13 protein-coding genes are annotated in these 11,388 nt (G+C 69.2%); 4 read left to right on the top strand and 9 right to left on the bottom strand.

The features are described 5' to 3' along the window. Positions 1-4: 4 nt before the first annotated feature. From ABD361_RS19465 to ABD361_RS19445, 5 genes are all read right to left on the bottom strand, one after another. Positions 5-424, bottom strand: a complete 420-nt coding sequence (locus ABD361_RS19465; protein ID WP_344436711.1) for an ATP-binding protein — start codon at positions 422-424, stop codon at positions 5-7. A 168-nt stretch (positions 425-592) separates the two neighbouring features. Beyond that, positions 593-994, bottom strand: a complete 402-nt coding sequence (locus tag ABD361_RS19460) for a (deoxy)nucleoside triphosphate pyrophosphohydrolase (protein WP_425583264.1) — start codon at positions 992-994, stop codon at positions 593-595. Between the two features lie 59 nt (positions 995-1,053). After that, positions 1,054-1,233 (bottom strand): SPOR domain-containing protein, encoded by a 180-nt coding sequence (locus ABD361_RS19455; RefSeq protein ID WP_344436710.1) that lies wholly within the window; start codon positions 1,231-1,233, stop codon positions 1,054-1,056. 159 nt (positions 1,234-1,392) lie between these two features. After that, positions 1,393-3,036 carry an APC family permease gene (locus tag ABD361_RS19450; protein ID WP_344436709.1) on the bottom strand — a complete coding sequence of 548 codons (1,644 nt, stop codon included), beginning with the start codon at positions 3,034-3,036 and terminating at the stop codon, positions 1,393-1,395. A 262-nt stretch (positions 3,037-3,298) separates the two neighbouring features. After that, positions 3,299-4,051 carry a GntR family transcriptional regulator gene (locus ABD361_RS19445; RefSeq protein WP_344436735.1) on the bottom strand — a complete coding sequence of 251 codons (753 nt, stop codon included), beginning with the start codon at positions 4,049-4,051 and terminating at the stop codon, positions 3,299-3,301. A gap of 329 nt (positions 4,052-4,380) precedes the next feature. On the opposite strand from ABD361_RS19445, the gene ABD361_RS19440 reads away from it, so the two are divergent. Continuing rightward, positions 4,381-5,133 carry a carbonic anhydrase gene (locus ABD361_RS19440; RefSeq protein WP_344436708.1) on the top strand — a complete coding sequence of 251 codons (753 nt, stop codon included), beginning with the start codon at positions 4,381-4,383 and terminating at the stop codon, positions 5,131-5,133. Positions 5,134-5,275: 142 nt separating this feature from the next. Here the strand turns inward: ABD361_RS19440 and ABD361_RS19435 are convergent, their stop codons facing one another. Then, positions 5,276-6,943, bottom strand: coding sequence for a DUF262 domain-containing protein (locus ABD361_RS19435; protein ID WP_344436707.1), 1,668 nt, complete (start codon positions 6,941-6,943; stop codon positions 5,276-5,278). Between the two features lie 214 nt (positions 6,944-7,157). On the opposite strand from ABD361_RS19435, the gene ABD361_RS19430 reads away from it, so the two are divergent. After that, positions 7,158-7,427, top strand: coding sequence for a type II toxin-antitoxin system Phd/YefM family antitoxin (locus ABD361_RS19430; protein ID WP_100828042.1), 270 nt, complete (start codon positions 7,158-7,160; stop codon positions 7,425-7,427). Continuing rightward, on the top strand, positions 7,420-7,683 hold the full coding sequence (locus tag ABD361_RS19425; protein WP_344436706.1) for a type II toxin-antitoxin system RelE family toxin: 264 nt from the start codon (positions 7,420-7,422) through the stop codon (positions 7,681-7,683). Before ABD361_RS19430 ends, ABD361_RS19425 begins: the two co-directional genes overlap by 8 nt. A gap of 106 nt (positions 7,684-7,789) precedes the next feature. Here ABD361_RS19425 and ychF read toward each other — a convergent pair whose 3' ends face one another. Continuing rightward, positions 7,790-8,878 (bottom strand): redox-regulated ATPase YchF, encoded by a 1,089-nt coding sequence (ychF, locus tag ABD361_RS19420; RefSeq protein WP_344436705.1) that lies wholly within the window; start codon positions 8,876-8,878, stop codon positions 7,790-7,792. Between the two features lie 241 nt (positions 8,879-9,119). On the opposite strand from ychF, the gene ABD361_RS19415 reads away from it, so the two are divergent. Further along, positions 9,120-9,671: a DUF6542 domain-containing protein gene (locus tag ABD361_RS19415; protein WP_344436704.1), complete on the top strand. Its 552-nt coding sequence runs from the start codon at positions 9,120-9,122 to the stop codon at positions 9,669-9,671. Here ABD361_RS19415 and ppgK read toward each other — a convergent pair. Next, positions 9,568-10,332, bottom strand: a complete 765-nt coding sequence (gene ppgK, locus ABD361_RS19410; protein ID WP_344436703.1) for a polyphosphate--glucose phosphotransferase — start codon at positions 10,330-10,332, stop codon at positions 9,568-9,570. The genes ABD361_RS19415 and ppgK overlap by 104 nt on opposite strands. 30 nt (positions 10,333-10,362) lie before the next feature. After that, on the bottom strand, positions 10,363-11,367 hold the full coding sequence (locus ABD361_RS19405) for a 4-hydroxy-3-methylbut-2-enyl diphosphate reductase (protein ID WP_344436702.1): 1,005 nt from the start codon (positions 11,365-11,367) through the stop codon (positions 10,363-10,365). Positions 11,368-11,388 lie beyond the last annotated feature (21 nt).

Raw genomic sequence — 11,388 nt, 5'->3', positions numbered from 1 at the left:
GTTACTAACCGGGCAGGCTCAGCTCGAACCACACGGTCTTCCCCTGGTTACCAGGGCGGGTTCCCCAGCGGCGGGAGGCCGATGCCACCAATTGCAGGCCACGACCGCCCTCGTCGTCGGTGTCGGCCGCGCGTTCGCGGGGCGGGTCGGGCAGCGGGTCGGAGACCTCGACCAGCAGGCTGGGGCCGGCGTGGGAGTACATCCTCAGGCCGATGGGGCCGGTGGCGTGGCGCAGGGAGTTGGTGACGAGCTCGCTGACGAGCAGCACGGTGACGTCCACGACGGCGTCCAGGCCCCACTCGTGCAGGGTGTCGCGCACGAGCGTGCGCGCAGTGCGCACGGCGCCGGCCTCCGCGGGGAAGCTCCACTCGGCGAAGCCGGGAGTCGACGCCAAGGTCCCCGTGCTGTCGCTCACGCCGACCACTTCCCAGACCGCTGCACGACCCCTCCGGCATGTCCGTCTTTGGGGCTAATAATCAGCACATACCCGGTATGGGGGTCGGACTATCTTCCCTGACCGGAACCGTCCGCCCTAGGTGCCGCATTCGGCGTACAGAACGTGGTCAGGAGATGCCGGTCAGGAGATGCCGGGTCAGGAGGCGCCGGTCAGGAGGCGGGCGGCCGCGGCGACCGCGGGGCGGTCCTGCTCCAGCCAGTCGACGTCGTCGATGTCGCCGGGGGCCAGCCAGCGCAGCTCGTCGTGGTCCTGCAGCGGCTGCGGGTCGCCCGCCACCAGCCGGGCCGTCCAGACCTGCAGGACGTAGCCGGGCTTCAGCGGCCACTGTCCCGCGATGCGCTCCAGCGGCTCGGCCTCGACGCCGAGCTCCTCGCGCAGCTCCCGTACGAGCGCCTGCGGGGCGCTCTCGCCGGGCTCCAGCTTGCCGCCGGGCAGCTCCCAGCGGCCGGCGAGCTCGGGCGGGGCGCTGCGCCGCGCGGCCAGCAGCCGTCCTTTGTGGAGAACCGCTCCGCCCACCACCACACGCTCGCTCGTCACGAGGGGTAAGCGTAAGGCCCGGCACCCTGGGGGTGCCGGGCCGGGGCGGCGCCGGAGCACTAGGTGACGGCCCGGCCGACCCGCTCGACGACGTACAGCCGTCGGTTGCCCTCGGCGTCGAGCCGGTCGGCCACGCGCTCCGCCTCCGTCCTGGTGGCGTAGCGGCCGACGCGGTAGCGGTTGCCGTTCTCGTCCTGGCGGATCACGAGCCAGGGCAGGACCGGTCCGGTGTCCGTCATCGCTCCTGCCCTCCCGCTGTCGCCGCGTGCACCGGCGCACGCCCTTCGGTGACTACTTCCGAAGAAACCGCAGTCCGCATATGCCCGAGCGTACGCCCGGACTTTACGCAGCGGATACGGGTTTTCACGAAGAGGTACGCATTCGGCCACGCGAGCGGATCACTTCGCCGGGGCGAGCTCCTGCTCCTCGGCGACGTCGGTCGCGGCGAGGTCCTTCATTTCCTTCTCGACCTGCTCAAGGGTGGGGTTCCGCCACGCGCTGCGCACGCCCCACACGTAGAAGACCAGAGCGATCAGGACAACCACGGCGATGTCGACGCCCTGCGGCAGGTAGCCCTTGCCGCCGAACTCGGTGCCGCCGGCCCACGAGACCAGCGCCATCACCAGCAGGTAGGTCACCATCCAGGCGCCGGCCTGCAGGTGCGGCTTGAGCTCGGCCCACGGCTTGCGCAGCTCGTACCAGGCCCAGATCGGCAGGCCGATGGCCATGATGAAGATGACCTTGCCCGTCAGCGGCCAGCGGGCCCAGTACATGACCAGCGAACCGAAGATCATCGCGATGGGGGCGATGACCGGCATGGCCTTGAGCTTGACCGGGCGCTTCATGTCCGGCGCGATGCGGCGCAGCGACATCACGGCGACGGGGCCGGTGATGTAGGAGATGACGGTGGCGACACCGACGATCTCGGCGATGGAGCCCCAGCCGCGGAAGACGGCGAGGAAGACGAAGGAGATCGCCAGGTTGAGCAGCAGCGCGGGGCGCGGCACACCGGTCTTGGGGTCGACCTTGCCGAAGACCTTGGGCAGGTGGCCGTTCTCCTGGACACCGTGGATCATGCGCGAGGTGGTGGCCGCGTAGATCATGCCGGTGCCGGACGGGGAGATGAAGGCGTCCGCGTAGAGCAGCAGGGCGAGCCAGTTCAGGCCCCAGGTGATGGACAGGTCCGCGAGCGGGGACTTGTACGCCAGGGTGTTCCAGCCACCGGAGAGGTCCGCGGCCGGGACGGCCATCAGGAAGGCGACCTGCAGCGCGATGTAGATGACCAGCGCGATCAGGATGGAGCCGACGACGGCCTTCGGCAGCGACTTGCCGGGGTTGCGGGCCTCGGCGGCCATGTTCAGCGGCGACTGGAAGCCGTTGAAGGCCCAGACGATGCCCGCGACGGCGACGGCGCTGAAGACGGCGCTCCAGCCGTTGGGGGCGAAGCCGCCGTGGGCGGAGCCGATGTTGCTGGTGTCGAAGTGCGCGAAGATCAGCGCGCCGGCGGTCAGCGCCGGGACCACGACCTTGAACACGGTGATCGCGTTGTTCGTCTTGGCGAACAGGGTGATGGCGAACCAGTTCAGGAAGAAGTAGAAGACGACCAGCACGCTCGCCGCGGCGAGGCCGGTGCCGGTGAGCTCCTTGCCGTCGAACAGCTTGCCCGCCCAGTCGAACTTCCACGAGCTCATGTACTGGATCGACGCGGTCGCCTCACCGGGGATCACGGAGACGATGGCGATCCAGTTGGCCCAGGCGGCCATGTAGCCCGCCAGGGAGCCGTGCGAGAACTGCCCGTACCGCACCATGCCGCCCGCCTTGGGGAACATCGAGCCGAGCTCGGTGTAGGTCAGGGCGATGGTCAGCGCCACCACGGCGCCGATGACCCAGGCAAAGATCGCGGCCGGGCCGGCGAGCACGGCGGCGCGCTCGGCGCCGAAGAGCCAGCCGGAGCCGATGATCGACCCGAGGCCGACGGCCGTCAAGGCCGTCGTGCCGAGGGTCCGGCGGTAATTCGAGTGGGAACCCTGTTCGGTACTCAACGCCCCGGATCTCCTTTTCTTTCTCATCCCCCACGGCAGGAACACAAACCGCGCCATCGTACGGGCGATTTGGCCGAGTTGGTTAATGCCAAAAGGCCCTGAGCTGGGCGTCTGTGAGGTTTGCAACATCGGAAGCGGGGGTTCCGGACCGGGGCGAACCGGGACAATCCCTACGCTTCCTACCCGCCGGTACCGGCCGGCGGGCAGGGCGGGGCACGGGTCGTGACACTGACCCGCGAGTAAGTTCACATCGGGTTCACGCCTACTTCACGGGCAGGTGGTAGGCGACCCGGTACCGCTCGGCGAGCATCACGACGTCCGCCGTCTCCACGGGGCAGCCGCCCGCGTAGTACGTCCGCGAGACCACCAGCACGCCGTGACCGGGCACCCCGCCGAGCGCGAGCGTCTCCTCGGCCAGCCCGGGGCGCGCGCTGACCTCCTCGGTGACGTTGTCCACGATCAGGTCGATGGCCGCCATCCGGTCCACCACGCCCCGGCCGGCCAGCGGCCCCTCCTCCGGCAGCATCACCGGCGTGCGCCCGGTCAGCGCGAGCGGCTCGAAGGAGGTCGAGAGCATGCAGGGCTCGCCGCCGGAGCGGAAGAGGTAGTCGGTGCGCATCACCCGGTCGCCCGGCCCGATCCGCAGCCGCCGCGCGATCCGCGCGTCGGCCGGCACCTGCTCGCTGCGGGACTCCCAGGTGCCCTTGACCCGCTCGTTGGCCTGCTCCTGGCGGAACGGCGTGGACTCCCCCACCCCGCGGTAGCCCGTGCGCACCACGGCCCGGGGCACCGGCTGCTCGCGCACGTACGTCCCCGAACCGGATCTGCCCTCGACGAGCCCCTCCGCCATCAGCACCTTCCGGGCCTCCAGGGCCACGGTGTCCGAGACGCCGTACTGCTCCCGGATGCGGGCCTGGGACGGGAGCCGGGTGTGCGGCGGCAGCTCGCCCGCGATGATTTTCTGCCGGAGATCGCCGGCCACTCGAAGGTATGCGGGCTGGTCACCGAAGGCCACGTCCACTCCCAAGGGGTTGACAGTCCGCAACAGCTTGGCAACCGAACGTTGCGGTCCGCAACCTCTGGCCATGGCGCGACCCTCCGCAGCGAACCCCAGCTCAGCCCGCGCACCCCCGCGCCCCGCCACCGCACGCGCGCCAGGCCCCCGCCCACGGCACCTCCGCGCCCCCTCCCCCACCGGCGAGCACGCAGCGCTACGGACCGTCCGGTCCGCATGCCGCGGGGCCGCCGCCCGGGCGAGTTCTGCGGGCCACCGGTGGCGCCTTCCGCCGGTTGACCCCGCCCGGCTCAACAATCGCCCTGGTCATGAGCGAGAGGAGCCGACCGATGCACACCACGAGGCACCCGGACCGCAGGGCCCTGTTCGATCGCAGGACCCTGCTCGCCGGCGGACTGGCGACCCTGGGCGCCGCCCTGGTGGGCTGCACCCCGACGAGCGCCGACCCCTCGGCGACCGGCTCCCCGTCGGCACGGCCGACCACGCCCGCCACGGCCTTCACCCGGCTCATGGACGGCAACAAGCGCTGGGTGAACGGTCACCTCCAGCACCCCGACCGGGACCCGGACCGGCGCCACGCCGTGGCCCAGGCACAGGAACCCTTCGGATCGGTCCTTTCGTGCATCGACTCCCGCGTGCCGCCCGAGCTCCTCTTCGACACCGGACTGGGCGACCTGTACGTGATGCGCACCGGTGGCGTGACGGTCGGCCCGATCGTCACCGGCTCCGTGGAGTACGGGCCGATGACCAGCGGCACCCCCCTCGTCGTGGTCCTCGGCCACCAGCGCTGCGGCGCCGTCAAGGCGGCGTACGACTCCCTGCACAACGGCAAGCCGCTGCCGGGCAACCTGGAGGCGATCGCCCAGGCCCTGCGGCCGGCGTACGAGCGGACCACCCGCAAGGGCGGCGGCTCCGACCCGGTCGAGACCATGACCCGCACCCAGGTCGAACTGACGGCGTCCGACCTGCGCTCCAACAAGGACCTGGCCCCGCTCGTGAAGAAAGGGGCGCTCGCCGTGGTCGGCGCCTATTACTCGCTCGACACGGGCAAGGTCGAGGTCCTGGGCGGCGCACCGGCCTGACGGCATGAAAAGACGGCATGACGGCATGCAAAAGGGCCGGGCTCGACGGAGCCCGGCCCTTCGCCCGTGCGGCGGAAACGAAGTTCCTGATCCCGGAATAGCTCCTACGCCCCGCCTGCCGCCGCTACGGACGCCCGGAGCATCAATCCATCACTCCGGGTTCACGCTCGTCTTCCCGCCGATCGAGCAACGGCTCAACGGTCTCGAACTTCCATCCGCACATCTCGGTGAGGAAGCCCTGAAGGCACTCCTGGACGGCCTGCTCACGCAGCTGCAAGAATTCTACCGTTCTCCCCGACGCGAGCAGAGAGGCCATGTCGGGGGTTATCGCGTGTGACGCGAGAATGGCCTCCCATTCAGCGTCCCCGCGATGCACTGGCTGCATGGCGACGAGGCTGTCCACCTCATTCGCAGGGATTTTTTTCGAGCTGAGTATGATCCGATTTCCTGCGGAGAATCTGTGACTGCTACCCACGTTCCTGGGGTTGACGATGTAGCCGATCGCCGTGGCCGCGGTGTTGGAATCACCGACAGAACGCGCCAGCCGGGGCTGTTCGATACTGTCCGCCGTCAACAGGTCGCGTGGCCCCAGGGCCCAGAGCGAGCACAGGATGATCTTGCCGGCCCCTTCGTTCGTACGAAGGCGCGCCGCGTTAGGAACCGAACGCTCGGACCTCTCCACAACGTCGATGAGACCCTGCAGCGATTCGCTCATCGAGTGCGGGGAAATCCGGTAGTTCTGAGTCCTCATCGCCCCCGTGGCGCTGCCGCGGAAGATGTAGGGTCCCACCACCGAGGCACGCCAGAACCAACGCCTGAGGGTCTCCAAGGCATCGGGGCCGGGATCGGGGTGGTGCGCGAAGAAGCGCGACAGCACGACCAAGAGGAAGCGGTAGGGCAGCAAGTGGAAGTGCGGGACGCCCGCCTTCTCCTGGACGAATGTCACGGCTCGCAGCAAGGCTTCCTCGCCCGCCTTGTAAGCCGCGTCACGGTCCTCTCGGCCATCCTCAAATTCATGGTGGATATCTCGCGTCACGTCAGGGCCACGCCGAGCCAGGATCGCCCTCAGAATGGTGTCGTCGTCGATCGCACCGAACTGTCGCTCGATGTTGATCCCGTGGGCGATCCTTTCGATCGTGAGAGTCTCGTCCTGCTTGCTCTCGTCTCCCGCATAAAGCGCAGAGAAAACCTCGGCGCGCTTGAGTCTTTTCCCGTAATTGTTCATGCGGTCGAAAATGTCCTGCAGGACGTCCGGGCTGCCCTGCTTGACGACATAGGCCGGGATCGGAAACTGGCGGAGCCGCTTCGTCACGCTGGTCGCGGCATCGAGATGATCGGCGATCTCGGGGTACCTCGCGAACCATTTGAGGATCCGCTGGAGATCGAACACCACCGGCAGTGGAATGATCGCGGGGTCCGAGGAGGGCGGGGTCGAGATGAACGCACCGGTTCGTAGGTTGTACGAGAGCGCGAATCGCTGATCATCCTGACCCGATGGGTGCAACGTGTTAGCCAGCGCCGTGATGCGCTGCTGGCCGTCAACCACCCACTGGGCTGCGTCCGTGGCGGGAGCGTCGATGCGCAATGCCCCCAGACTAACGCGCTGCTCAGCTGCAGGACGCTCCCACAAGAGGAGGCTGCCCACCGGGTAGCCCTTCACTATGCTATCGAACAGACGTCGAACATCCTCGCGAGCCCATCGAAAGCCCCGCTGGAAATGCGGCACCCGAATCTCGCCGTTCCACGCCGCCGCCACCAGCGCCTCGACATCGAACGTGGCCGCCGTGGGCCTCTCCTTCAGGCTGGACATATCCGCCCCCCTCAAGCCGTACAACCCCACCGGAGTTGGTCCGTCACGATCAGGATCGCTCCATGCGGCCGTCCAGGAGACCAACTTCAGGATCTTGACGCAAAACAGCTCTACTTGTACGTGCCTCGCTAGAACAATCGATCAATTCCGGTGTTGGCGCACCGAGCCAACTCTGGCGTTGTGTACACCTGGCACACTCGGTACGCTTGAGCGCATGACACAGCCACTGCCCATAGAGTCCATTCGCGATGTCCGGGCACATCTGGCCGAGGTCGTGGAGCGAGCCGACCGGGACGACGTGCCCACAGTGATCACGCGCCGGGGCAAGCAGGTCGCCGCCGTCGTCTCCATCGAGGTGCTGCGCAAGTACCAGGAATGGGAAGAGCGCGAGATCAACCGGATCATCGACGAGCGCATGGCCAACCCGGCACCCGGCATCCCGATCGAGGACATCATGAGGGAGACGCTGGCGCGCAGTGAGTGAGTACCGCACCGTCTTCCGGCCCGAGGCGCAGGCCGAGCTGCGCAAGGTCCCGCGGGACATGGCTCTGCGCATTCTGGCCAAGCTGACCGAGCTGGAGACCGACCCTCTGGGGTTCAACACCACGGCCCTCGCCTCCCAGCCCGACCGCCGCCGCCTACGGGTGGGCGACTACCGCGTGATCTACACGATCGACAACGGCGAGCTGGTGGTGTGGGTGGTGCACGTCGGGCATCGCTCCACCGTCTACGGCACTTGACCACTCCTGATGCCAGGCCGGAATCGACGAAGGGGTCGGGCTCTCAGGAGCCCGACCCCTACTGACCAGCGTGTCAGCCGCGTCGGAGACGTGTTGTTTCGTCCGCTCAGACGTTGAAGCGGAACTCCACCACGTCGCCGTCCGCCATCACGTAGTCCTTGCCCTCCATGCGGGCCTTGCCCGCGGCGCGGGCCTCGGCTACGGAGCCGGTGGCGACGAGGTCGTCGAAGGAGATGACCTCGGCCTTGATGAAGCCCTTCTGGAAGTCGGTGTGGATCACACCGGCGGCCTCGGGGGCCGTCGCGCCCTTCTTGATCGTCCAGGCGCGGGACTCCTTGGGGCCGGCCGTCAGGTAGGTCTGCAGGCCGAGGGTGTCGAAGCCGACGCGGGCCAGGGTGGCCAGGCCGGGCTCCTCCTGGCCGACCGACTGCAGGAGCTCCAGGGCCTCCTCCTCGTCCAGCTCGGCGAGGTCGGCCTCCAGCTTGGCGTTGAGGAAGATGGCCTCGGCGGGGGCGACCAGGGCGCGCTGCTCGTCCTTGAAGGCCTCGTCGGTCAGCTCGTCCTCGTCGACGTTGAAGACGTAGAGGAAGGGCTTGGTGGTCAGCAGGTGGAGGTCGTGCAGGAGCTCGGCCTTCTCGGAGCCCTGGACGATGCCGGCCGAGAAGAGGGTGGTGCCCTCCTCCAGGATGGCCTTGGCGGCCTCGACCGCCGCGACCTTGGGCGCGACGTCCTTCTTGATCCGCATTTCCTTCTGCAGGCGCGGCAGGACCTTCTCGATGGTCTGCAGGTCCGCGAGGATCAGCTCGGTGTTGATGGTCTCGATGTCGTCCTTGGGCGAGACCTTGCCGTCGACGTGGACGACGTTCTCGTCCTTGAAGGCGCGGATGACCTGGCAGATGGCGTCCGACTCGCGGATGTTCGCCAAGAACTTGTTGCCCAGGCCCTCGCCCTCGCTGGCGCCGCGCACGATGCCGGCGATGTCGACGAAGTCGACGGTGGCGGGCAGGACGCGCTGGGAGCCGAAGATCTCGGCCAGCTTGGTCAGGCGGGCGTCGGGCACGCCCACGACGCCGACGTTCGGCTCGATGGTGGCGAACGGGTAGTTGGCCGCCAGGACGTCGTTCTTGGTCAGGGCGTTGAACAGGGTCGACTTGCCGACATTCGGCAGACCGACGATTCCGATCGTGAGCGACACGTGGCGACTTCCCGTGGGTTCCGTAGGGACGAGGGGCGCGCGCCCCGTGACGCGGCCGGTCCCCCAGTCTACGGGGCGGTGGCGCACACCGGCCCCTGACGGATGATCCCTCGAACGCACGCCCAAGGTGGTGCAAACGGCGTGTCCCGCCCCGGATTCCGCTCGGGGGCCTGCCTAGTTTGGTCGCGTGGAGCAACCCAGCACGCGCACCCCCCAGCGGGGGCCCCGCCGTGGATCCCCCGTGCCCCGCCCCTCCGCCCCCGTGGGGCAGCGCCATGGCGCCGCCCGCGAGCACGAGCGGCACCCCGGGCCCGGCCCGCGCCCGGTCCTGCGGCGGCTGCCCGCCGCCCGGCTGACCGGGCTGGGCAGCGGGCTGCTGACGACGCTGGCCATGCTGGCCGCCGGCTACCTGGACTCGCTGGTGGGCGGCTCGCCCCGGCTGTACGGGGGGTGCTTCCTGCTCGCCGCCGCGGCCTGCGCCCTGTGGGTGCGCCCGGTGGACCTGATGACCGCCCCGGTGAGCGTGCCCATCGCCTACGCGGTGGGCGCGATCCCGCTCAGCGACGCCTCGGGCGGCTTCGTGGGACGGGTGATGAGCCTGGTGACCATGCTGTCGCTGAGCGCGGCCTGGCTCTACAGCGGCACCCTGCTCGCCGGGCTGATCGCGCTCTGCCGCCGGATCGCCCTGATCAGGGTGCGCCGACGGGAACGACGGCAGCAGCGGCAGCAGCCATCGCGGCCCCCACGATCCCCGCGTTGTTCTGCAGACGGGCGGGGACGACCTCGGCGCTGACGCCCTCGATCAGCGGCAGGAACTTCTCCGCCTTGCGGCTGACGCCGCCGCCGATCACGAACAGCTCGGGCGAGAAGAGCATCTCCACGTGGGCCAGGTAGCGCCCCACCCGCTTGGCCCAGCGGCTCCAGGTGAGGTCTTCCTCCTCCTTGGCCCGGGTGGAGGCGCGGGTCTCCGCGTCGTGGCCCTGCAGCTCCAGGTGGCCCAGTTCGGTGTTGGGCACCAGCCGGCCGCCCGAGAAGAGGGCGCTGCCGATGCCGGTGCCGAAGGTCAGGACGACGACCGTGCCCGTACGGCCCTGGCCGGCGCCGTGCGTCATCTCGGCCAGGCCGGCCGCGTCCGCGTCGTTGAGCACCGTCACCGGCACCCCGAGGGCCTCGCCGAGCAGCGCGGCGGCATCCGTACCGACCCAGCTCTTGTCGACATTGGCGGCCGTGCGGGTCGTGCCGTCCACCACCACGCCGGGGAACGTCACCCCCACCGGCCCGCCCGGCCGGCCGAAGTGCCCGACGACCTCCCGCACGCCCTCGGCCACCGCCTGCGGGGTGGCCGGGTGCGGGGTGAGCACCTTGAAGCGCTCCTGCACGAGCTCCCCGCGGACCGGGTCCACGGGAGCCCCCTTGATGCCCGATCCGCCGATGTCCACGCCGAATGCGTTCATACCGAACACGCTACGGCGTGGCGGGGCCCGTCACCCCTCGGACGACGTGCCCTCGGCGGGGGCGACCAGGGTCGCGGCCTCGGCCCGCAGGTCGCGCCGGAGCTCCTTGGGGAGCGAGAAGGTGATCGACTCCTCGGCGGCCTTGATCGTCTCGACGTCCTCGTAGCCGCGCTGGGCCAGCCACTCCAGGACGCCGTCGACGAGAATCTCCGGAACGGAGGCGCCGGAGGTGACGCCGACGGTGTTCACGCCCTCCAGCCACGCCTCCTCGATCTCCTCGGCGAAGTCCACCAGGTGGGCGTCGCGGGCGCCGGCGCCGAGGGCGACCTCGACCAGGCGCTTGGAGTTGGAGGAGTTGCGCGAGCCGACGACGATGACGAGGTCGGCCTCGGCGCCCATCTGCTTCACGGCCAGCTGGCGGTTCTGCGTGGCGTAGCAGATGTCGTCGCTGGGCGGCGACTGCAGCAGCGGGAAGCGCTCCTTGAGCGCGTCGACGGTCTCCATGGTCTCGTCGACCGACAGCGTGGTCTGGGAGAGCCACACGACCTTCTCCGGGTCGCGGATCTCGACGTTCGCCACGTCCTTGGGGCCGTCGACGAGCTGGATGTGCTCGGGGGCCTCGCCGGAGGTGCCGATGACCTCCTCGTGGCCCTCGTGGCCGATCAGGAGGATGTCGTAGTCCTCCTTGGCGAAGCGGACGGCCTCCTTGTGCACCTTGGTCACCAGCGGGCACGTGGCGTCGATGGTGGCCAGCTTGCCGCGCGCGGCCTCCTCGTGGACGGTCGGGGCCACGCCGTGCGCCGAGAAGATGACGATGTTGCCCTCGGGCACCTCGAACGTCTCGTCGACGAAGATCGCGCCCTTCTTCTCCAGCGTCTTGACGACGTACTTGTTGTGCACGATCTCGTGCCGCACGTAGACGGGCGCGCCGTACTGCTCAAGGGCCTTCTCGACGGCGATGACGGCACGGTCCACACCCGCGCAGTAGCCACGGGGGGCTGCGAGCAGGACCTTGCGGGCGGAGGTGGCAGTCATGCGGTCCATCGTACGGGCCCC

This window comes from Streptomyces luteosporeus, assembly GCF_039532865.1.
GTDB lineage: Bacteria > Actinomycetota > Actinomycetes > Streptomycetales > Streptomycetaceae > Streptomyces > Streptomyces luteosporeus.
Note: the sequence above shows the minus strand (reverse complement) of the source record. Positions and strands in the feature narration are given on the sequence as shown.